Raw genomic sequence first — 21,447 nt, 5'->3', positions numbered from 1 at the left:
AATGCCCGCGGCCTATACCTGTTAGGAGAGGAGTAAGTGATGAAGTGGGCAAACGTTACGCGCGATGACCTGAAGGCAGCATTAGCCTCGATCAAGAATGGCTTTGATCCGGAAGCTGCCCAAAACCTCATTGAGTACTTTCATGAGCGCATGAGCAGCGGGCATCCATACGACGAAGAGATTCTCCGCGAACTGATGGCCTTGGTCTTCTCGAGAATGGTGGAGGATAAACGGACAGGGAGCCAAGCATTTGGTTTGAAGCTATGGAGAGGTGGGTACGATCGTGTTGATACGACGGAGCGCGATGTGAAGGCGGCAGCTTTTGTAGTGTTGCTGATGCGAAAAGATATCCGCTGGCAGGACGCAATCGGAGACGCTGCGAACCTTATGTTTCCTGATGGTGAAGGCGACAAAGCTGTCAAGGAAGCCTATGCACATTATAAATCTGAGGTTGAACACTACCCTGACGGCACCCTCATGGAGATTTTGGGGCCGTTTGCCGACACTCCCCTCATAAAGCGCGTTATGGCCGGTTAGAGCCTGCGTCACCTCCAGATGAAATGCCATCGTCCGCCCCAAACCGGGGTGATCCTCAAAGGTATTGACGATGGCAGCAACCAACCAAGAGTACGCCCAACAGAAAGCCACCCAGCGCCAGCAGCGCCGCATCTTGCGGCTCCCTGCCGTGAAGTCTGCAACGGGTTTGGGTCGTACCAAAATCTATGACTTGATGAAAGAGGGCCGCTTTCCGAAGGCCCGCCGCATTGCCGGTGCGAATCTTGTTGGTTGGGACTCGCTGGAGATCGAAGCCTGGATTTCCGAGCAGTTGGAGTGCCAATAATGAAAAACGGCCACTCACTGTTGTTTCTTGATGAACTGCAATCCGTTTATGGCCTGCTTGGTTTTCTCCCGGTGCCAGACGGCAAGATCCATCGCTTCCACGTCCCCGGTGATAAGCCTGGCAGTCTGAACGGCTGGTATCTGCTGTTTGCCGAACCCATCGCTAAGGGCTGCTTCGGTAGCCCGAAGGCTGGTGGTTTTTACATTGGCGAGGTGCTCTAAATGAAAAAGAGCCGCCCCCCTTATCAGCAGAGCAGCCCGTCGCGTGGTCAGTTTATCACCCTCATCGGCGTCTTGTCGGTCCTTGAGTACGCCCTCCGCCTGCCCGTGCTGCTGACGTTTGTTGCACTTCTGTATCGTTTGATCATGGAGGCAGCATGACCAAAATCGCCATTCACAACCACGTTGAACCACTCAACGTGCTGCTTTCGCGTCTGAAAGGTGTCAAGCAACACGGCGACCGCTTCATGGCTGTATGCCCCGCTCATCAAGACAAGTCCCCATCCTTGAGTCTGTCGCAGGCCGAGGATGGCCGCGCATTAGTTCACTGTTTTGCTGGTTGCAAGACCCGTGACGTACTGGGTGCGGTAGGCTTGGAAATGCGAGACCTGTTCACTGAGAGTTTGAGCCAAGAGCAGCGCAAGCAATTTCGGCGCATCAAGCTGCAAACAGTGCGCGGTTCAGAGTATTTGATTATCGAGGCGGCAAAAGCCGAGGCTAAGGCCGGCGCCTTGAGTGAAGAGAGCACCGCAAGGCTGGCACTGGCACAGGAGCGAGTCGACCATTTGAATCGCCAGTTGGAAGAGCTGGGGAGCGCCGAAACACCGCCGTACCGTGCATTGCGGGAGGTGAAGTTGGACGACGTGATGAACGCCAGTTTGGAAACCGTTCGTTATGCCGTGAATCCATTGATGCCTCGTCGGCACGTGACCCTGCTCGGGGGGCATGGTGGTATCGGTAAGTCGAGCCTCGCTTTGGCCATCAGCGCGCATGTTGCATGCGGTCTTCCCTTCGCCGGTCTGGCAGTCGAGCAATCCACCGTTCTGTTCGTGAGCTTGGAAGATGAGGCCAGCATCGTGCGTCTGCGCCTGCGCAGTATCATTGAAGCATACGGGCTGCCCGCGGAACGTGTGCTTGCCTCCCTGCGCCTGTTGGACGGTACGCAGACCATCGCCGCTCTGATGACGGAGGGAGACGGCTTCAGCGCACAGCCCGTTTTCACTCAGGCATACCGGGAACTGGAAGACGCTGCTCACGGTGCAGGTTTGATCGTGATCGATAATGCTTCTGATGCCTTCGATGCGAACGAAAACAGCCGTCGCATGGTACGTACTTTTGTGCGTGGTCTGGCCGACATTGCCCGCAAGCACAATGCTGCCGTGGTCCTGCTGGCGCATATCGATAAGAGCGCTGCCAGGGATGGCGCTCGTGGTAACAACTACAGTGGTTCGACTGCTTGGCACAACAGCGCTCGCTCGCGTTTGGCGCTGATGGGGCAGGAGGGGCGCATTCTGCTCGTACAGGAGAAGGCCAACCTTAGCGTGCGGGCAGAGCCTTTGGCCTTCATGTTTGTGGATGGTGTTCCCGTGCCTGAGGCTGGTATTAAAATGGATGGCCTGACCACTGAGAGCTTCGATCACGCCGAGATCCTTCGCGCGCTTACTGCAGCCCATGAGGCGGGTATCAACGTGCCCGCCAGTCTGACTCCAGGCGCGTATTCGGCTATGAAGGCGCTTGAGTCGCTTCCTGAGTATCGCCATACCTTCAGGGGCAAGCCGGGTGGTCAGCGCGCCGCACTCGCCATTACTGCGCTGATCCGTGCAGGGCGCATCCGGCGCACAGAGTACAAGACTCCCAATCGTAAGAACCGCGAGCGCCTGATGCTGGTCGAGCTGCCGGTGAAAGCCGCAGATTCGATCGATGATGTGCCCATTCAGTGAGTTTAAAAAGTGCGCCGCGCCACCCCCCTATAACCCCCCAGCGCATCGGCGCAGCGCATTGGATGCTTGCGCCAGTGCGCCAACCATGACCGGCGCAGCGCCGAACACCACCGGCGCAATCGGCGCAAATTAGAGCCCACCCCAAGTGCCGCCCAATCTTCAGATTAAGGGGTGGCGGGCATGTAATAAGTTGAGATCGAGGAGTAAACGATGAGCAAGAACCGTCTGTTCAAGAATCAGCCAAAAATCCGTCTGATCGTTTCTGTTGAAGGGGATGCGGTGGAAACCATTGACGAGCTCATTAGTTATCCCCTTGGCAGCGGGCATCCGGCTAAGGGCAACCGTTCGGAGTTCGTGCGCTTGGCAATAGAAGAGACGCTGGAGCGTGACATGGTTCGGTTTCAGAACAGTGTTTCAGCAGTCCCGAAGCATATTGAATCGGATGGATGATTTTCGTAGGCCATACATTGTGCAAACTTTGATGATTTTTATACCAGTACGCGCGTAGGGAGTAGTTGATGGGTAAACCCCAGGTTACCCGGAACAATCAATGGGCTTGGTACTCCTAGACGCGTTTGTGGTGTATCCCATATGAATACTTGCTCCAACCGCGGGGAACTGGCGCTTGAAGTGGTTTGGTTTCACAAAAAGGAACTGATGATAGGAAAAGCCAGAGCGGGCGAGGGGACTTGATACTTTTCGGAGCAGTACGCGCGCGCGTAGAGCATCAACAAGCGACCTGTCTAGGGCATCACCAATAGGGGTCGATCACCATCCAATTGATTGGGGCCTGGCCGAGGTACGCACCCCAGTCGGACAGTACCCGCTTGACAGGTGACCAGTAGAGAAAGGTCACAAGGGGGCATAGTCTTCAGCGCAACACCTGATAGCCGCCATCGGCGCCTTTCGCTTCAATTTGATTGCGTGCCAAAGATGCTTTGCAGCCATTGCTTATTTCAATCTGCGTTTAGCGATTTGAGCAGCTCAAACACCCCAGCCGAGGCACAAGCCCTTAGAAGATTCGTTTTAATGTTGATATTGTTGCCTACCGACTCTGCGCGAAGGACTGCTTATGTCTTCTATTACTACGCTTGATGCCCAAGGCCAATCGCTGCTGGCGCTCCTAGTCGCTAGGCTCCCTTCAGCAAAACCTGCCAACCCACAAACCTTCATCGGATATAAGCAAGCGCACGACCTTCTAGGCCTCCCTCAACTGCGAGAACGGTTTGGCGATAGCCTCAAGGCGCAGGGGCTCGTTTCTCTGGCTGAATGGACGCATGAGACCGGGAAACCCGCGATCACCGGCCTCGTCATTGATCGTGAGTCATTGATGCCAGGTCCAGGCTACTTTCAACTGTTTGGCAGACAGCCTGAGGACTTCACGTGGTGGCGAGGGGAGATTGAAAAATCGAAAAGCTTCGATTGGTCGCCATTCCTCCCGCAAGAGCCAGTGCCGGAACCACCTCTGGCTATCGATATTGATTGCCCAACTGGTCGCGAAGAAGTAACTATTTATCGAATCATTCGCGACACACTGTTGGCTCGGCAAGTTAAGCAACTGCATAACTACCAGTGCCAGCTCTGCGGTCACACGATAGTACTCCCCGATGGTAGCCGCTACGCTGAGGCCCATCATGTTCAACCATTGGGAACTCCCCATGATGGACCGGACGTATGGGAGAACATCGTTTGTGTATGTCCAAATCACCATGCCGAGCTTGATTATGGCGTACGAGCTCTTAATCACACCGACTTGCGCTTAGCAGAGGGGCACACCGTCGGCTCCCGCTTTCTGTCCTACCACAATACGAAGATCTATAAGGTACTTTCGAGCCCCGCAGAGAATGGGGAGGCGTAATATGTCAGCAGCAGCCGAATTGGATCTTGTTGCCTTTTCTTTTTTTCGTGAGTTTGCGCGTTGCGAGTATTGCCTCAAAGCCGTTGGTCTTTTGCTGGGTGCACCGAACAAACCACAGGCAGACTGGGGGACGTTTGCAGCAGAGGTGACTGCTGTTTTCGATGAGCCCCAGAGTTTAGAAGTTAGCGATGCTATTCAGTACTACCTTACACACCCGCCTAAGAAACAAGTATTTTTAGATGGTGTTCTAAGTTGGTCAGATACGCTTCCCAACTGTCGGAGCCAAGCAGAGCTAGTTTTACTTCTAGTGCGTCGAGTGAGGAATAATCTGTTTCATGGGGGGAAGTTCAACAGCCACTGGTTTGAGCCGCAAAGAAGTGAGGAGTTACTTCGTGGGGGATTGGTGATCCTACGAGCGGTGGTCTTGAGCCACTACAGAGTTCGTGATGCCTATGAAAATCGTGCTGAATGATCGACTCTGATGTTTAAATGGCTGCCTTGAGTCTGTTTTCTGGACTCTACAGGCAGCGCTGGGTCGTTTACTGCTGCTATGGGCCACGATGCGTGCAGATCAATTTGTAGCATTCCTCTTTTTTCGATACGGACATTCCCCCGCATCCAGCTAAGTGACACTTCGTGATCCCAGTTAGACGATTACCACAAACCGCTTGCGCCGCTTCCGTGCGGCTTACGGCACTACAGTTAACTCGTGTTCAATCGAAAAAAGTGGGCGTAATTTGAGCCTCGGCTTTCACCTGTCTTTAGGGTCCCAATAGAGCGTCACGACCTTGTGTCGAACAAAAAAATCTAGGCCAGAGCACTCGTGTTTGTGTGTCGATTGAAAGGTCAGTGGATTGCCACCTATTTTGTTGTCGACGGTAACATTAGAGTTACGAGCAACTAATACGCCTTTCCATTTCTCTAGCATTGCTTTTGCATCTTGAACAAAACAGTAGATCAAGACCTCCCCATGGTCTTGGCCGGGATTGCCCGTCGAGTACCGAGTGGAGAGTTGTTTAAAGCCTTTGTCGAGCCACGCATAGTCACTGTGCTTCTTTGCTTCCGCTAACCACAGAAAGTTAAACTTCCCTTCAATTACTACATCGCAGTGGCCGCCGACGGCGGCGTTATGTGTCGCCTTAATTCCGGAATGAGTGAGCATGTCGCAGACTTGGACAGTTAGTCCGTCTTCATCATCGTCCTGCTTTTTGTCTCGGTGCTTGATCAAATTATTGCAAGCAAAGTCCACTGAACGCTGGACAGCATTGACTCTCGCTTCGTGATTTTGGGCCAAAACGAAGTCAATTCCTGTTTCCATGGGTGTACCAGCCACTTGAACTCGTAGGATAGCTAGGGAGTCTGCATTGTTGCTCACTGCATCCGCCCTCCAAAAAGATCCTTTTCAAGTTCGAAGAATGGAATCACATGTTCCGATGCATGGGGGACCTCCACTCGTGTCACGGGATGCAGGACAGTATCCACGTCCAGAACCCTCTGGAAATCGTCAGTGGAGAGCTCGTGGCTTTGGCCTTCTTCGTCAATGAATTCGGCGGAGGCACGGAAGATTGCATATTCGGATTGAACCAATATCGCCAGTGCTCCGACCACATCTTGAGTTAGCTCAGTCCGGTCCAACATCCCCAGGATCTCCCCGACACGCCAGCTTTGCGTCGCCGCTCCGCCATTTCCAATTGCATCGATGATCTTCAACGCCGTAGTGGCGACAGGCAAATTTTTCCAGTGCTCGATGATGGCGAGTTTTAGTTCGTCAACGGTACGATCCTTCGGCTTTTCATTAATATCGATATCGAAAGCAGGAAGCTCCATCACGATCCGCATTGTTTCGAGACTAACGGTGATTACGCGTTGAAGAAGTTCCAGGGGGTATTTGGGGTCGCCGACCGTCTCATTAGCATAATCGTTAGCATCGTTGACTATGCCGCTGGCTTTGTCGGTCCTAACGCCTTGGCGCTCCATTACCCACTCCAGAGCAGGCTTGCCGTTGACGACATAATCATATGCCGCCAGCGGAATGTTTCGTATGGTGATGTTTTCGTTATAGATGACGGTGGTACGGTCCTTTTCTTTTCCTTTACCGCCAAATTTCATTTTTTTGACATAGTAAAATTTCTTGGGGTTCGACTCGGCCTCTGGGATTAGTCGATGGTCTCCTTCTTTAAAGATGACCAAGTACGGTTCAACGGTTTCGAAACCTACATGCAATTTACTTAAGGCGAGGCCAGCATCGCGGAAGGCGGTGAAATCAACAAAGCTCTTAACCGCTGGGATACGGGGAAGTTGCTTGGCGAGGTTGTTGCTGAACTGTTCGCGGTAGTTGGGCGAGTGCAGCAGGCCGTAGACGTAGTAGAAGAGATCTTCCTTACTGATTGACTCCCCTGGGTACGCGGCCTTGAAGTGCGCAAGCCCTACATCGGTGATGGCATCACGGCGGGTAAGATTCGAAGAAAGTTTATTAGCTGTGGCGAAGAGACCGTAATCGGATTGAGTCTCTTCGTAGAGATAGAGCGGGAAACATTGACCTTTTTCTATGTTGTCAAGGCAAGGGATTGTATCTGACATCAGAGCGGAAAAGTTCTTCGCTCCGACCCCCGAAACTTGGATTACCAAATTGCGAACTTCGCGATTTGGAAATATACGTGGCATTTGATACACACGATTGTTGAGGATTGGATCAAAATACAGATGCTGTTTTTGGAACGGTCTATAGACGCTTGGGAATATTTTTTCCTGCGAAAATTCGAGCGAAATTTTGCGGGCGAAATACTTTAATATGTCTCCTCCCCAACTAAAAGCTCGTTCATTAATTGAGACAAAGTTAATTAGTTTTTCTGTCGCCAACGACTGATTGGCTTCGGAAAACTTCGCAAGCTCTGCATTGTAGTATTCAATGCTGCTTTTTACATTTTTAGAAAGTCGGTCGGGACTGCCGTTGTATACCCATGCGTCTCGACTGGTCGTTACTCCCCTTGAGTTTTTCTCAAAAAGATTGCCAGACATTTCAATAAAATGTTCGAAGCCCCGATCAACTTGATCCAGCCAGTCATTGTTTCCATCAGGTACGATTCTCGTCCAGCCTTTAGATTCCGAGATTCCCTGAATAGATCCAAAATCACGGATAATCGCTAGTTTTTGCTTCTGGTCGAGATAATCGCCAATATCACGGAAATGAATACGCCCATATTCGGTGGCGTGGGGGTCTTTAACGAGAACCGAAATCGCAATCGGCGCGCGGCTACCAGAGCCGAAAATTTTGCCACCTTCCTTGCGGGAAAGTTCACCGGCCGTGCGCTGGTTGCCCCGCAAATGGAAGATGTAGAGATCATTAAACTCTGCGGCGAGACACTTACGCATTCCGTCGGCCGCGTTCCCATCGATCCAGCCGGCGTTTGTGACAAAAGCCATTACGCCCGCATTCCCGATCCGGTCACTGGCCCACCGGAAGGCGCGGATATAGCTGTCATAAAGCGAGTTTTTTAACGTTGCTGTTGAGTTGGCAGCGTATGTATCGCGAATTTTTGCATCCAGTTGCGGATAGGCAATGTTTGCCGCGTTATCGTTCGCGCTGTTCTGTCCCGCTGAATAGGGCGGGTTGCCGATAATCACGCGAATATCTAACGCCTTTTGCTTGGTCCTCCGTTCTGAGTTGTCGGGCAGAAGGTTAGCGACCATATCGCGCTCCTGCTCATACATTTGGAACGTGTCGGTCAGCAAAACACCCTCGAACGCGTCATAGGGAGCGTCGTCAGATAGTGAGCCGTAGGCCAATTCGTGATAAACCGTCTCAACGTTTACCGCAGCAATGTAATAGGCAAGTAGCACTATCTCGTTGGCATGAATTTCGTGTTTGTATTTGTGCTTAAGTTCGTCTTGCGCGATCAGCCCCGATTGCAAAAGGCGGGTTATAAATGTGCCTGTGCCGGTGAAGGGGTCAAGGATATGTACACCCTTTGAACCGAGCGTCTGGCCGAACTGGGTTTTCAGCACGTCATTAACCGAGTGGATGATGAAATCCACGACCTCGACAGGGGTATAGACGATACCAAGGCGCGCAGTGAGCACCGGAAATGCCGTACGGAAGAACTTGTCGTATAGCTCGGTTATGAGAGTTTGGCGGCCCTGTGCGGTTTTCACATCCGCAGCGCGGCGTTCCACACTAGCGTAAAATTTGGCCAGACTCTCAGACTCTTTCTCCAGATTGTGTTCATGCAGTTGGCCGAGAACGACTTCCATCGCTCGGGAAACTGGGTTTTCTTTAGTGAAGCGACTGCCTTTGAAAAGTGCGTCAAAGACCGGCTTTGTGATTAGATGCTGAGCTAGCATCTCAATGGCCTCAGCCTCGGAAATCTCAGGGTTTAGGTCGTCTTGCAGCTCACCGAGAAAGGCGAGGAACGAAGTGCGCTCCGATCCCTCTTTCGCGACGATGGTAGTGATCCGAGTAATATGAGTTTGAGCAATATCGGCAATATCTTTCGCCCAAGTATGCCAATAGTCGCGGGTTCCGCATTTCTCGACGATCTTCGCCATGATAGCGCGAGTAAATTCGTCAAAAATTAATGAGCCCTGTACGAATGCCTCCTTTTTGAGGTGTTCGCTTGTTTCGCCGCCGATGTCTGCTCTATCTTTGGAGCTCTTATTCTTGGAGGTTGCGAAGTCATCGACAACGGCAGTCAGCTCTTTCAGCTCAGTTTCCGAGGAAATACGGATCAGCTCAATTTTGTCGCTAATATCCTCGCCGATTTTGGCTTGGTTAATGCGGGCATCTAGGCGGTCGTCATGGGCGCGCAGTGCGTTGAGGATTTGCCATACGACCTTGTATCGCTCGTTGTCGTTCAGCGCCACTTCCGGTTTGGTATTGGGCGGGATTGCGACAGGAAGGATGACATAGCCCAGCTTTTTGCCCTCAGCGCGACGCATCACGCGGCCTACTGATTGCACCACGTCGACCTGGCTTTTTCGAGGATGCATGAACATGATGGCATCTAGGGCGGGCACATCAACGCCTTCAGAAAGCACTTTGGCATTGGTCAGGACGCGGCAGGTGTCATCTCCCGCGTCCGCCTTCAGCCAGCTCAGCAACTCCTCACGCGCGCTGGCATTGTAGCTACCGTCGACGTGGCGAACTTCTGTGCAGAGAGCCCCCGTATCGTCGACAAATTCGTTACCAGTGTATTCCTCGACGACCTGTGCGAACTCTTTCTCGATGACCTTAGATTTGGCAATGCTTTGGCAAAAAATCAGCGCACGGCGCATTGGGCTCGGATCGAATTCAAGATCGTTGGCGAGATCAGATTTTGTAAGCGCCTTATAACAGCCGATGATCTTGGTGGCGTCGTCGAGGGTCAGTTCCGCGCCATCCTTGAGGCGGTTCTGGATGGTGCTCGAGATTAGCCCTTCGTCCACGGCCAAGACGACCACTTTGTAATCAGTCAGTAACTCATTTTCGACCGCCCAACCGAAGCCACGATGAAACAGGTCTTTGCCAAACTTTGTTTCGTCGTCCATGGACGTTAGTTCGGCGTCGTGGTCGTCGGCCTTGCGTTTGGCCATATCTCCGAAAATACGGGGTGTGGCCGTCATGTAAAGCCGCTTCTTCGCGGTCACATAATCGTTGCTGTGGATACGGACAAATGTACTGTTGTCTTCATCCTTGAGCGTTACGCCCGTAGTGCGATGCGCTTCGTCACATATGACTAGGTCGAACTCGGGTAGACCGTAGTGCTCTTGGGCACGTGTCAGTACATCGATCGAATGATAGGTCGAGAAGACGACAGTCATCTTGTCAATAGTTGCGTTATTGACCTGACTGGCTAGTCGCTCTGGATCTGTTGTGGCCGGAAAGGCAAGGTCGTGGATGTTTAGATCAAGGCTGTCGGCGTCTGTATTTTGGCCGATTTTGATATCCGAACAGGCAGAAAACGCCGTGAAATCCTCTTGGCAGTCTTTTTTCCACTCGCGAACAGTCTGAGACATGAGTGAGAGCGAGGGAACCATGAAAAGCACGCGCTTTCCTTTACCCGCCATGGCTTCGGCGATTCGCAATCCTGTAAAGGTCTTGCCAGTGCCGCAGGCCATGATCAACTTGCCTCGGTCGGCCTCAGCCAAACCCTCCATGACCGCTTTCAGGGCGTCGGCCTGGTGGGCATGTAGTTTTTTCTTAGGCGCAAGGCTAACCGTGCCAGTGCGGATGAACTGCGACCAGTCGATTCGGCTAGCCTCAAGCTCATCGAGTCCGATTCGATTCCAATCTTTCGATAATTTATCGAGAGTATCTTTTGCATTACTCCCGAATTCTTTGCGGGTGGTGTCGGCAATGATCAGGCGCGTGAACAGAGCGTTAGATGCCGCCGAGATGAAGCTGTCGATGTCGGGCTTTTGGACGATGTGATTGGGCGAATAGAACTTACATTGGATTGCAGCGAATCCGGAGCCGTCAGAGAGCGTCGCAACCAGATCAATCCCGGTGTCAGTCGTACTCCAGCCTTGGGACCTCGCCCAATCGGCAAAAGGTACGACCTCAGAAAAATATTGTTTCTGCGTGTCATCCTTCTCAAGGAAAACGCGAACCAAACGTTCAAAATAATCACCCTTCTCGCGCTCTGACCGCGAAGAACTGCGATAAATGTTAAACAATTCTTGAAGGTCCATGACTATTACCGTTCCTAAAACTAAGGCGTTTTCTTGAGTTGGACGATGTCAGCTTGACGCGCACATCTGAGCGGCGGAGAGAGTAACGACGCTATGGGCTAAACCACAAGGGGGTCTACGGGTTCTATCCAATTCACACTGAAGGTTTTGACAGGGCTGAAAGGGTCAGAGATCGCCGGAGGGCTCTGCGACGCCTTCTCAGCTTTCGAAGTCGCTCGATATATTCGAATTGATCCACCCTCACTGCATTACTAATTTAAAGCGATTGATGAGCATGCTGCTCTCGCTTGCCCCACAGAGATTCAGATCGTAAATCTGGGGCTAACTCCGAGCTAGGGTGTGGGTCAAAGTGTGGGTCAATGAAGGGGTTTTGTATCAAGCCCGCATTCTACGTGGTTTTCAGGCATTAAAAAGCCGGCTTGTGGCCGGCTTCTCGGGGACTGGCTTGGCCTATTTTTGGTAAGCCTTGCCAGCCTTCAAAACGTACACCCGGATCTGCGTCCGGCTGTGGGACTTGGTCAGACGTTGGTCTGCCGCGTCGGGCGTCATCTGAGCCGCGGGAGCGGGGCGATGCGCAAATGTGGGGCGCAGGATACTGAGTTTTGCTTTGGATTCCCAGTGTGAAGTGCGGGTTAGAGCGATCTCGCTGGCAAAAAATCAAGATTTGTACCGGATATCAGGGCCTCATCGCCAGCAGGCTGGCTCCCACAGGTTCGGTGTGAGGCAAAGTCAGCCAAACCAGCTCAGAGAAATGGCACCACCGGCCGCCGTTTGCTCAGCGTCGACCACCAGAACACCCAACCCAATATATGGATCCGCTGCTCTTCGATTTGTGCGGGGCGAAAGACTTCGTCGGGATATTCAGCGCTGTTGTGGCTGCGCAGGCGCAGGCCGTTGCCGGGCATGCGATGCAGGTATTTGATGCGAAGCATGCCGTCGTGTTCGATGGCGTAGATTTCGCCGTCGACGACTTGGGTGAGGCCGCGGTCGATGGCGACGATGGAGCCGTCATCGATGCGGTCGGCCATGCTATTGCCGATCATGTGTGCGCAGATAGCGTCGCCTGGGCGGATTTCCAGTTGATCGAGGTGCGCGCGTAGCAGGCGGATGGACAGGTCCGGGTCCTGGATGACGTGGGTTTTTCCAGAGCCGTTGGTCTGCGGTGTTTCTTTGAAGAACGCCAGATCGATGTCGTTGGGGTCGATGACGTTGTAGACGCCACGGATGGTCTGGGCGTCGAAGGTGTCGCCGTTGCTCGCGGGCGGGGTCAGGCTTGGTATCTCTTTGGTGCCTTCGCCGGTTTTCAGCCATTCGCTGTTGACGGACAACAGGCGTGAGACTTCTTCCATGCGATACGCCGGGACGCCCCGGGTGTACCAGTTGTGGACATTTTGGGCTTCCGTGCCCCAGAACTTTGCGAAACCCGTGGTGGAGATGTTCGCTTTTTCCAGGAGTGCCTTGAATCTTGGACCGCTAGTGTTCTTTCTCATAAACACGGAGTCTACGGCCGTGCTAGAGGGGTTTGAATAAACTTGGCGTTCAAAAACGGGCTGAATTTTGCGACTGGATGTAAGACGTTCTTGTGGGAAATTAAACAAGTTAAAACCGTATCGCGCAGAGTTTAAACAGTCCGTTTAAGGGGGATGTTCTCGCACATAAAAAACCCCGGATCGACCGGGGTTTTATCCAAGCATCACGCAGGTTGCATGGACTCAGCCTTTGTAGGCAGCAACCGACTTGGTGATCGCTTCGCGGGCGGCGTCTGCACCGGCCCAGCCTTCGATCTTGACCCATTTGCCTTTTTCGAGATCTTTGTAGTTCGCAAAGAAGTGCTCGATCTGCTGGATCAGCAGCGGTGGCAGGTCGGTGTATTCCTTCACGTCGACGTACAGCTGGGACAGCTTGTCGTGTGGCACTGCGATAACTTTGGCATCGCCGCCGCCGTCGTCAGTCATGTTCAGGATACCAACCGGGCGTGCGCGGATTACCGAACCTGGCGCAACCGGGTAAGGGGTTACGACCAGCACGTCGAGGGGATCACCGTCGTCAGCCAGGGTGTTCGGGATGTAACCGTAGTTGGCCGGGTAGAACATTGGGGTGGCCATGAAACGGTCAACGAACAGGCAATCGCTGTCTTTGTCGATTTCGTATTTGATCGGCGCGTGGTTGGCCGGGATCTCGATCGCGACGTAGATGTCGTTCGGCAGGTCTTTGCCAGCCGGAATCTTGCTGTAGCTCATTGGGCGTTGCCCCCGTAGTTGACCAAAAACACTTGGCCGGATTGACCAAAAAGTGGCGGCGATTATAGGCATATTCTGCCGTCGACGCCATGAACCTAAAGTCGTGCAGAACTTAGTCGTGCGCCTGATAGACCGGGTCGCTGGCCTGAAGTTGCCGCAACCTGCCCAACGGGTCCTGCCGATAGAAAAGCTGCAGTTGCGCGTAGACCTGCGGATAAGCCTCGTGCAGCAGATCCGGGGCGCTGAAGAAGTATTCGCTGGTGACGGCGAAGAACTCGGCCGGGTTCTCGGCGGCGTAGGGATCGATGGCGGTTTCTGCGTCGGGATTGTCGTCGAGCTGGCGGTTGAGATCGTCGTAAGCCGTCTGCATCACATCGGCCCAGTCGCTGACGCGCATGTCGGTGTGCAGCGGCGGCAGGCCGTTGGCGTCACCGTTAAGCATGTCGAGTTTGTGCGCCAGTTCGTGAATCACCAGGTTGTAGCCCTCCCAGCCACCACTGGCCATCACGCCCGGCCAGGCGAGGATGATCGGCCCCTGCTGCCAGGCTTCACCGCTGTGTTCGCCATCCCATTCATGCTCGACGCCACTGGCATCGCGGTGACGCTGTGGGCTGAGGAAGTCGTCGGGATAGAGGACGATTTCGTGAAAACCCTGATACCAGTTCAGATCGCCCAGATGCAAAAGCGGTAATTGTGCCTGGGCGGCGAGCAGTAGGCGTTGCTCCTGATGCAATTCGACGCCGGGCAGGGCGCTCAGGTGTTTGTCTTCGAGAAACAGCACACAGGCTTCGCGCAGCCACTGATCTTCTGCGGGCGTGATGCCATCAAGAAAGCTCAGGTGATGGCGCACCTGTTGCCACATCTCGTCGGCAATCGGGTGCCTGGCCAGAATGCGCCGGCGGCGCCAGGCGCTCAGCGACCACATCGGCTTAGTGCGATTGGACTTTGGTGCCGCCGAATCGGCTGCGCACCACGCCGATGATCATCGGAATCAGCGACAGCAGAATGATGGCGACCACCAGCAACGACAGGTTTTTCTTGATGAACGGTACGTTGCCGAAGAAGTAACCCAGGGTCACCAGTCCGCCCACCCAGAGGATGGTGCCCAATACGCTGAAACCGAAGAAACGCGGGTACGGCATCCGTGCTACGCCGGCGACGAACGGTGCGAAAGTCCGGATGATTGGCAGGAAACGCGCCAGGGTCACGGTTTTGCCGCCGTGCTTGTCATAGAAATCGTGGGTCTTTTGCAGATAGTCGCGGCGGAAGATTTTCGAGTTCGGGTTGCTGAACAGCTTTTCGCCAGCCGTTCGCCCGATGACGTAGTTGGTGCTGTCGCCCAGGATCGCAGCGAGCATCAGCAGACCGCCCAACAGCACTGGGTCCATGCCGCCGCCAGCCGCAACAGCGCCGGCAATGAACAGCAGCGAATCGCCAGGCAGGAACGGCATCACCACCAGACCGGTTTCACAGAAAATCACCAGAAACAGGATGGCGTAGATCCACGGCCCGTAGTTGTTCACCAGCAAGTCGAGGTAAACGTCGAGATGCAGGATAAGGTCGAGCGGGTTGAAATCCATGGGGGCACCTGTATGGCGGCCCTACTCAGTGGGCCTGTGCGGATGACTTCGTGTAAGCCTACAGCGGGATGTAGTTTTTCTTACAAGCCGGGAAGATCGGGATTATACGGTTTGAATGATGACGCGCGTGTTGGTTTTGTAGCGCGGGATGTCGAGGTGTGAGGAATTGTCAGAGATACGGAGTTGTGGGGGCGTGAGTTTTTGTGGCGAGGGAGCTCCCCTGGCCACAAATAGACTCGTCAAACTGGCGTTATAGCTCGTCGCTGATCGGCAGCACGTAGTTCTTGAACTCGGTGTCTTCCTTGAAGCCAATCGATTCGTAGGTTTTCTGCGCCACTTCGTTGTTGGCACTGGTGGAGACGCGCATGCGCACGGCCTGGGTTTCCTTGGCCATTTTCTTCGCGGTACGGATCAGGTTGTCGGCGACCAGTTGGCGCCGAGCGTCTTCGGCGACGTAGATGTCGTTGAGGATCCACACGCGTTTGAGCGACAGCGAGGAGAAGCTCGGATACAGCTGACAGAAGCCCATCAGTTTTTTGTCGTCATCATCGGCCAGAGCCAGATAGATCACCGACTCTTTGCGGCGCAGGCGTTTTTCGAGAAACGCGCGGGAGGAATCCGGGTAAGGCAGGGAACCGTAGAACTCGCGATATTTGACGAACAACGGAGTCAACAAATCCAGATGTTCGAGGGTCGCTTGAATAATCCGCATGATAGGTCTCGTCTTCAAGTGGCTGTCTTCAACTGCTCTGACGGCGATGGGAAACCCTGGCGGCCGTGCGTCGATCCTGCCTTAAACCAGCGCAGAAACGCAATGCGGAAACGGTTCAGGCTGGGGGCGGATCGAGTAGGAAGTTTCCTTTCATGTCCGCTCCTGCGTCCGACTCCAGCGTCTGAACCTGTGCTTCGTCCTTCAGGTTGACCCCCGACAGCTGTCGCCGACAGGCTTCGCGCATCAGGTACAGCAAGCGATGCGCCGCCATGCCGTAGCTCAAGCCTTCAAGCCGTACGTTGGAAATGCAATTGCGATAGGCGTCGGTCAATCCGATTTTTGGATTGTAGGTGAAATACAAACCGAGGCTGTCCGGCGAGCTGAGGCCAGGGCGTTCGCCAATCAGCATGACGACCATTTTTGCGCCAAGCAGTTGACCGATCTCGTCGCCGACGGCAACGCGGCCCTGTTCTACCAGAACGAGGGGCGCAATCGACCAGCCGTCGCCGCCCATTTGCTCTTCCAGCCGGAGCAGAAACGGCAGCGTATGCCGATGCAACGCCAGCGCCGACAGACCGTCAGCCACGACAATCGCCAGATCGACGCCGCCCGGATGGGCCGCTGCGTAATCGCGCAAGGCCTGCGCTGACTCATCGCTGAGCTTGCGTCCCAGATCCGGACGTTGCAGGTAGCTGTTGCGGTCCACCGCTGCGCTGTGCACAAGCAGGCTTTCGCGCCCACGCTCACTCAGTTGCGCACTGAGCCCGGCATGATCGAACGGCAGATGCACCGCATCCCGCGCCTGAGCGTGGGCGTACTGGAAATCCAGTTGCGCACTGGTTGGCAGGCTGGTGCCGGTGCGGCCGAGGGCGATTCGCGCCGGCGTCAGGCGACGCAGTTCCAGCCATGGGTTTTGTGGGTCGACAGGCGGTTTATCCATCAGGCTTATCCCAGTTGCGCCAAGGCCTGGCGGAAGGCCGGCGGCAGGTTGTTGCCGAAGCGGACCTTACCGTCCGCCTGGGTGAAGATGCCCATGTTCGCCAGCCACTGTTCAAATTCCGGGGCTGGTTTCAGGCCCAGAGTCTGGCGCGCGTAGAGCGCGTCGTGGAACGAGGTGGTCTGGTAGTTGAGCATGATGTCGTCGGAGCCGGGGATGCCCATGATGAAGTTGATCCCCGCCACACCGAGCAGGGTCAGCAGGGTGTCCATGTCGTCCTGATCGGCTTCGGCGTGGTTGGTGTAGCAGATGTCGCAACCCATCGGCACGCCGAGCAACTTGCCGCAGAAGTGGTCTTCGAGGCCGGCGCGGATGATCTGTTTGCCGTTGTAGAGGTATTCCGGGCCGATAAATCCTACGACGGTGTTCACCAGGAACGGCTTGAAATGTCGCGCCACGGCGTAGGCTCTTGTCTCGCAGGTCTGTTGATCGACGCCGTGGTGAGCGTTGGCCGACAAGGCGCTGCCTTGCCCTGTTTCGAAATACATCAGGTTTTGCCCGAGGGTGCCGCGGTTCAGGCTTAATCCGGCGTCGTAGCCTTCCTGCAACACATTCAGATTGATGCCAAAACTGGCATTGGCCGCCTCGGTGCCTGCGATCGACTGGAATACCAGATCCAACGGCACGCCACGGTTGATCGCCTCGATGGAGGTCGTGACGTGGGTCAGCACGCAGGCCTGAGTCGGGATGTCGTAGCGCTGGATGATCGCGTCGAGCATTTCCAGCATCGCGCAGATTGAGGCGATGCTGTCGGTGGCCGGGTTGATACCGATCATCGCGTCGCCGTTGCCGTACAGCAGGCCGTCGAGAATGCTCGCGGCGATGCCGGAGGGCTCATCGGTGGGGTGATTCGGTTGCAGGCGGGTCGACAGGCGCCCGTGCAGACCGAGAGTGCCGCGAAACTTTGTGACCACGCGGATCTTCTGCGCCACCAGCACCAGATCCTGCACGCGCATGATCTTCGACACGGCGGCGACCATTTCCGGAGTCAGGCCAGGGGCAAGGGCTCGCAGACTGGTTTCGTCAGCGGCGTCGCTGAGCAGCCAGTCGCGAAAACCACCGACGGTGAGGTGGCTGACCACGGCGAAGGCCGGTTTGTCATGAGTGTCGATGATCAGCCGGGTGACTTCATCGGCTTCGTAAGGAATCAGTGCTTCCTGTAGGAAATGTGTCAGCGGAATGTCGGCCAGCGCCATTTGCGCGGCCACGCGCTCGCCGTCGTTGAGTGCGGCGACACCCGCGAGAAAGTCTCCGGAACGCGCCGGGCTGGCCTTGGCCATGACGTCCTTGAGGCTGTCGAAGCGGTAGGTCTGGGCGCCGACCGTGTGAGCGAAACTCGCCATACAGAATTCTCCGTGACGGCGCAGGTCTGTCCTGCGCCGTGGTTTTCGGCAGTCAGTGCAGGGCTTTTTCAGCGTTCTGAATCGCCGCGAATTCTTCTTCCGGCGTACCTGCTACCAAGTGATGTCGACTGTAGAAAGCAAAGTAAGCAATTAACACTCCATAGATGATAGCGGCGCCGATCACGACCCGTGGGTCGACCAGGAAACCCGCGATGACGGCGATGCAAGCCAGCACCAGCGCCACGCCGGAGGTGAAAATGCCGCCAGGCGTGCGGTACGGCCGATCCATTTTGGGGCGGCGGATGCGCAGCGTGATGTGCGCCGCCATCATCAGTACATAGGAAATGGTCGCGCCGAACACCGCGACCAGAATCAGCAGGTCGCCCTGGCCGGTCAGCGACAGACCAAAACCGATGATCCCTGGAATGATCAGCGCCAGCACTGGCGCCTTGCTTTTGTTGGTCTGGGAGAGTTTTCGCGGCAGGTAACCTGCGCGCGACAAGGCGAAAATCTGCCGCGAGTAGGCATAGATGATCGAGAAGAAACTGGCGATCAACCCGGCCAGGCCCACGAGATTGACGAAACCGCCCATCCAGGTCGAGCCGCCATAGGCTTTGCTCAGCGCTTCAACCAGCGGGTTGCCCGACGTCAGCAGCGAATTGGCACCCGCACCACCAGGCCCGACGATCAGGATCAGCAGGGCAAAGGCCAGCAGCACCAGCATGGCGCCGATGAGTCCGCGTGGCAGGTCACGTTTCGGGTTTTTGGTTTCTTCGGCAGCCAACGGCACGCCCTCAACGGCGAGGAAAAACCAGATCGCGTAAGGAATCGCCGCCCAGACGCCGACATAGCCGAACGGCAGGAAAGGGCTGGCGCCGGCAGCACTGGTCACCGGGATGTCGAGCAGGTTGGCGACGTCGAAGTGCGGCACCATCGCCACCAGGAACACGCCGAGCGCCAGCGCGGCGACGGCAGTGATGACGAACATCAGCTTCAATGCTTCGCCGACCCCGAAGATGTGGATGGCGATAAAAATGATGTAGAACGCCAGATAAATCATCCAGCCGCCGATGCCGAACAGCGACTCGCAATAGGCGCCGATGAACACGGCAATTGCGGCGGGTGCGATGGCGTATTCGATAAGGATCGCGGTCCCGGTCAGGAAGCCGCCCCACGGGCCGAACGCGCTGCGGGCAAAGCCGTAGCCGCCACCGGCGGTGGGAATCATCGAGGACAGTTCGGCCAGGGAAAAACACATGCACAGATACATGGTGGCCATCAGCAGCGTCGCGAGGAACATCCCGCCCCAACCGCCCTGCGCCAAGCCGAAGTTCCAGCCTGCATAGTCGCCTGAGATCACATACGCGACGCCAAGCCCCACCAGCAGAACCCAGCCGGCGGCGCCTTTTTTCAATTCGCGTTGTTGGAAGTAGTCCGAGCCGACTTTTTCAAAGTCGACGGATGAGCCGGTCGCCGGAGCGCCAGCGGGGGATTCGATAGGCATAGGGTTCACCATTTTTATTGTTTTATTGGCCCAGTTGCAGAGCCAGGGACCATGGGTTGAATCGCACATCGCTTTCGCGAGCAGGCTCGCTCCCACACTGGATGTGTGTCGGGTCGAGCATTGCGGGGCACGCAATTCCCTGTGAGAGCGAGTCTGCTCGCGAAAGCGGTCGAAAGGGCGAGCCAGGAATACCTGCCTCGCCCTGATGCTTTAGAAGAAGCCCAGCGGATTGATGTCGTAGCTCACCAGCAGGTTCTTGGTCTGCTGATAGTGATCGAGCATCATTTTGTGGGTTTCACGACCAACGCCGGACTTCTTGTAGCCGCCGAACGCGGCGTGCGCCGGGTACAGGTGATAGCAGTTGGTCCAGACGCGACCGGCCTTGATAGCCCGGCCCATGCGGTAGGCGCGGTTGATGTCGCGGGTCCACAGGCCGGCGCCGAGGCCGAACTCGGTGTCGTTGGCGATGGCCAGGGCTTCGGCTTCGTCCTTGAACGTGGTGATGCTCACCACCGGGCCGAAGATTTCTTCCTGGAACACGCGCATCTTGTTGGTGCCTTTGAGCAGGGTCGGCTGGATGTAATAGCCGGTCGACAGATTGCCCTCGAGTTTTTCCACTTTGCCGCCGGTCAGCAGCTCCGCGCCTTCGCCCTTGGCGATTTCCAGGTAGGACAGGATCTTGTCGAATTGCTGCTCGGACGCCTGGGCGCCAACCATGGTGTCGGTGTCCAACGGATCGCCACGTTTGATTTGCAGGACTTTCTTCATCACGACGGCCATGAACTCGTCGTAGATCGATTCCTGAACCAGTGCGCGAGAAGGGCAGGTGCAGACCTCGCCCTGGTTGAAGAACGCCAGCACCAGACCTTCGGCAGCTTTCTCGATGAAGGTTGGTTCGGCCTGCATGATGTCTTCGAAGAAGATGTTCGGCGATTTGCCGCCCAGTTCCACGGTGGACGGAATGATGTTTTCAGCAGCGCATTTCATGATGTGCGAGCCAACCGGCGTCGAGCCGGTAAAGGCAATCTTGGCGATGCGTTTGCTGGTCGCCAGCGCTTCGCCGGCTTCTTTGCCGAAGCCCTGCACAACGTTCAGCACGCCCGGCGGCAGCAGATCGCCGATCAGTTCGACCAGCACGGAAATACCCAGCGGCGTTTGCTCGGCAGGCTTGAGCACCACGCAGTTTCCCGCCGCCAGCGCTGGCGCGAGTTTCCAGGCGGCCATCAGGATCGGGAAATTCCACGGGATGATCTGGCCGACTACGCCCAGTGGTTCATGGATGTGATAAGCCACGGTGTTGCCGTCGATTTCGGCTGCGCTGCCCTCCTGAGCGCGGATGCAACCGGCGTAGTAGCGGAAGTGGTCGGCAGCCAGCGGGATATCGGCATTTAGGGTTTCGCGGATGGCTTTGCCGTTGTCCCAGGTTTCGGTGATCGCCAGCAGTTCGAGGTTCTGTTCGATACGGTCGGCGATTTTCAGCAGGACCAGCGAACGCGCCTGCACCGAGGTTGCACCCCAGGCGTCAGCGGCGGCGTGGGCGGCATCCAGTGCCTTGTCGATGTCTTCGGCAGTGGAGCGGGGGAATTCGGCAATCGGTTGGCCATTGACTGGCGAAGTGTTGGTGAAGTACTGACCTTTGACAGGCGCGACGAACTCGCCGCCGATGTAGTTACCGTACTTGCTCTTGAACGAGACTTTGGCGCCTTCAGTGCCGGGGTGAGCGTAACGCATGATGATGTTCTCCTTGGCTTTGTACTTATTAGAGAA

At 55.5% G+C, this 21,447-nt stretch carries 18 protein-coding genes and 1 pseudogene; 8 read left to right on the top strand and 11 right to left on the bottom strand.

The window, feature by feature from the left end; genetic code table 11:
* Positions 1-39 precede the first annotated feature (39 nt).
* The 8 genes and pseudogenes from AB4P97_RS20085 (at position 40) to AB4P97_RS20050 (ending at position 5,110) form a co-directional block, all read left to right on the top strand.
* Positions 40-537, top strand: a complete 498-nt coding sequence (locus AB4P97_RS20085; protein ID WP_395601526.1) for a hypothetical protein — start codon at positions 40-42, stop codon at positions 535-537.
* A 70-nt stretch (positions 538-607) separates the two neighbouring features.
* On the top strand, positions 608-841 hold the full coding sequence (locus tag AB4P97_RS20080; RefSeq protein ID WP_395601525.1) for an AlpA family phage regulatory protein: 234 nt from the start codon (positions 608-610) through the stop codon (positions 839-841).
* Positions 841-1,038, top strand: a pseudogene (locus AB4P97_RS20075) (topoisomerase); the annotation flags it as partial. The gene AB4P97_RS20080 and the pseudogene AB4P97_RS20075, both read left to right, overlap by 1 nt.
* Positions 1,039-1,062: 24 nt before the next feature.
* Complete coding sequence (locus AB4P97_RS20070) at positions 1,063-1,221, top strand: hypothetical protein (protein ID WP_395601524.1); 159 nt, start codon at positions 1,063-1,065, stop codon at positions 1,219-1,221.
* Complete coding sequence (locus AB4P97_RS20065; protein ID WP_395601523.1) at positions 1,218-2,780, top strand: AAA family ATPase; 1,563 nt, start codon at positions 1,218-1,220, stop codon at positions 2,778-2,780. The genes AB4P97_RS20070 and AB4P97_RS20065 overlap by 4 nt, the downstream gene beginning before the upstream one ends.
* 210 nt (positions 2,781-2,990) lie before the next feature.
* Positions 2,991-3,230 (top strand): hypothetical protein, encoded by a 240-nt coding sequence (locus tag AB4P97_RS20060; protein ID WP_395601522.1) that lies wholly within the window; start codon positions 2,991-2,993, stop codon positions 3,228-3,230.
* A gap of 622 nt (positions 3,231-3,852) precedes the next feature.
* Positions 3,853-4,638 (top strand): HNH endonuclease, encoded by a 786-nt coding sequence (locus AB4P97_RS20055; protein WP_395601521.1) that lies wholly within the window; start codon positions 3,853-3,855, stop codon positions 4,636-4,638.
* Between the two features lies 1 nt (position 4,639).
* The gene (locus AB4P97_RS20050) at positions 4,640-5,110 is read left to right on the top strand and encodes a hypothetical protein (protein ID WP_395601520.1); all 471 of its coding nucleotides are present in this window, start codon (positions 4,640-4,642) and stop codon (positions 5,108-5,110) included.
* Between the two features lie 279 nt (positions 5,111-5,389).
* Here AB4P97_RS20050 and AB4P97_RS20045 read toward each other — a convergent pair whose 3' ends face one another.
* The 11 genes from AB4P97_RS20045 to AB4P97_RS19995 form a co-directional block, all read right to left on the bottom strand.
* A complete protein-coding gene (locus tag AB4P97_RS20045) occupies positions 5,390-5,956 on the bottom strand; it encodes a hypothetical protein (RefSeq protein ID WP_395601519.1) in 567 nt (188 codons plus the stop codon).
* A gap of 53 nt (positions 5,957-6,009) precedes the next feature.
* Positions 6,010-11,304, bottom strand: coding sequence for a DEAD/DEAH box helicase (locus AB4P97_RS20040; RefSeq protein ID WP_395601518.1), 5,295 nt, complete (start codon positions 11,302-11,304; stop codon positions 6,010-6,012).
* A gap of 743 nt (positions 11,305-12,047) precedes the next feature.
* A complete protein-coding gene (locus AB4P97_RS20035) occupies positions 12,048-12,794 on the bottom strand; it encodes a helix-turn-helix transcriptional regulator (RefSeq protein ID WP_115146495.1) in 747 nt (248 codons plus the stop codon).
* 222 nt (positions 12,795-13,016) lie between these two features.
* A complete protein-coding gene (gene ppa / locus AB4P97_RS20030) occupies positions 13,017-13,544 on the bottom strand; it encodes an inorganic diphosphatase (RefSeq protein WP_003205933.1) in 528 nt (175 codons plus the stop codon).
* Between the two features lie 112 nt (positions 13,545-13,656).
* The gene (locus tag AB4P97_RS20025; RefSeq protein ID WP_042561273.1) at positions 13,657-14,469 is read right to left on the bottom strand and encodes a zinc-dependent peptidase; all 813 of its coding nucleotides are present in this window, start codon (positions 14,467-14,469) and stop codon (positions 13,657-13,659) included.
* A gap of 4 nt (positions 14,470-14,473) precedes the next feature.
* Positions 14,474-15,124, bottom strand: a complete 651-nt coding sequence (locus AB4P97_RS20020; protein WP_042561272.1) for a DedA family protein — start codon at positions 15,122-15,124, stop codon at positions 14,474-14,476.
* 250 nt (positions 15,125-15,374) lie between these two features.
* The gene (locus AB4P97_RS20015) at positions 15,375-15,836 is read right to left on the bottom strand and encodes an N-acetyltransferase (protein ID WP_016773002.1); all 462 of its coding nucleotides are present in this window, start codon (positions 15,834-15,836) and stop codon (positions 15,375-15,377) included.
* A gap of 115 nt (positions 15,837-15,951) precedes the next feature.
* Positions 15,952-16,779 carry an ethanolamine ammonia-lyase subunit EutC gene (gene eutC / locus AB4P97_RS20010; RefSeq protein WP_395602958.1) on the bottom strand — a complete coding sequence of 276 codons (828 nt, stop codon included), beginning with the start codon at positions 16,777-16,779 and terminating at the stop codon, positions 15,952-15,954.
* Between the two features lie 2 nt (positions 16,780-16,781).
* A complete protein-coding gene (locus AB4P97_RS20005) occupies positions 16,782-18,176 on the bottom strand; it encodes an ethanolamine ammonia-lyase subunit EutB (RefSeq protein ID WP_042561271.1) in 1,395 nt (464 codons plus the stop codon).
* 52 nt (positions 18,177-18,228) lie between these two features.
* Positions 18,229-19,680 (bottom strand): ethanolamine permease, encoded by a 1,452-nt coding sequence (gene eat / locus AB4P97_RS20000; RefSeq protein ID WP_042561270.1) that lies wholly within the window; start codon positions 19,678-19,680, stop codon positions 18,229-18,231.
* 210 nt (positions 19,681-19,890) lie between these two features.
* Complete coding sequence (locus AB4P97_RS19995) at positions 19,891-21,411, bottom strand: aldehyde dehydrogenase family protein (protein ID WP_042561269.1); 1,521 nt, start codon at positions 21,409-21,411, stop codon at positions 19,891-19,893.
* Positions 21,412-21,447: the final 36 nt, after the last annotated feature.

Source organism: Pseudomonas sp. A1230, from assembly GCF_044218825.1.
Taxonomy (GTDB): domain Bacteria; phylum Pseudomonadota; class Gammaproteobacteria; order Pseudomonadales; family Pseudomonadaceae; genus Aquipseudomonas; species Aquipseudomonas iridis.
This window is presented reverse-complemented; position numbering and strand designations above follow the sequence as displayed.

Excerpts from the sequence above, each read along its gene's own strand:
- AB4P97_RS20085 (WP_395601526.1), top strand. The coding sequence starts at position 40 with ATGAAGTGGGCAAACGTTACGCGCGATGACCTGAAGGCAGCATTAGCC.
- AB4P97_RS20080 (WP_395601525.1), top strand. The coding sequence starts at position 608 with ATGGCAGCAACCAACCAAGAGTACGCCCAACAGAAAGCCACCCAGCGC.
- AB4P97_RS20070 (WP_395601524.1), top strand. The coding sequence starts at position 1,063 with ATGAAAAAGAGCCGCCCCCCTTATCAGCAGAGCAGCCCGTCGCGTGGT.
- AB4P97_RS20065 (WP_395601523.1), top strand. The coding sequence starts at position 1,218 with ATGACCAAAATCGCCATTCACAACCACGTTGAACCACTCAACGTGCTG.
- AB4P97_RS20060 (WP_395601522.1), top strand. The coding sequence starts at position 2,991 with ATGAGCAAGAACCGTCTGTTCAAGAATCAGCCAAAAATCCGTCTGATC.
- AB4P97_RS20055 (WP_395601521.1), top strand. The coding sequence starts at position 3,853 with ATGTCTTCTATTACTACGCTTGATGCCCAAGGCCAATCGCTGCTGGCG.
- AB4P97_RS20050 (WP_395601520.1), top strand. The coding sequence starts at position 4,640 with ATGTCAGCAGCAGCCGAATTGGATCTTGTTGCCTTTTCTTTTTTTCGT.
- AB4P97_RS20045 (WP_395601519.1), bottom strand. The coding sequence starts at position 5,956 with ATGGAAACAGGAATTGACTTCGTTTTGGCCCAAAATCACGAAGCGAGA.
- AB4P97_RS20040 (WP_395601518.1), bottom strand. The coding sequence starts at position 11,304 with ATGGACCTTCAAGAATTGTTTAACATTTATCGCAGTTCTTCGCGGTCA.
- AB4P97_RS20035 (WP_115146495.1), bottom strand. The coding sequence starts at position 12,794 with ATGAGAAAGAACACTAGCGGTCCAAGATTCAAGGCACTCCTGGAAAAA.
- ppa (WP_003205933.1), bottom strand. The coding sequence starts at position 13,544 with ATGAGCTACAGCAAGATTCCGGCTGGCAAAGACCTGCCGAACGACATC.
- AB4P97_RS20025 (WP_042561273.1), bottom strand. The coding sequence starts at position 14,469 with ATGTGGTCGCTGAGCGCCTGGCGCCGCCGGCGCATTCTGGCCAGGCAC.
- AB4P97_RS20020 (WP_042561272.1), bottom strand. The coding sequence starts at position 15,124 with ATGGATTTCAACCCGCTCGACCTTATCCTGCATCTCGACGTTTACCTC.
- AB4P97_RS20015 (WP_016773002.1), bottom strand. The coding sequence starts at position 15,836 with ATGCGGATTATTCAAGCGACCCTCGAACATCTGGATTTGTTGACTCCG.
- AB4P97_RS20005 (WP_042561271.1), bottom strand. The coding sequence starts at position 18,176 with ATGGCGAGTTTCGCTCACACGGTCGGCGCCCAGACCTACCGCTTCGAC.
- eat (WP_042561270.1), bottom strand. The coding sequence starts at position 19,680 with ATGCCTATCGAATCCCCCGCTGGCGCTCCGGCGACCGGCTCATCCGTC.
- AB4P97_RS19995 (WP_042561269.1), bottom strand. The coding sequence starts at position 21,411 with ATGCGTTACGCTCACCCCGGCACTGAAGGCGCCAAAGTCTCGTTCAAG.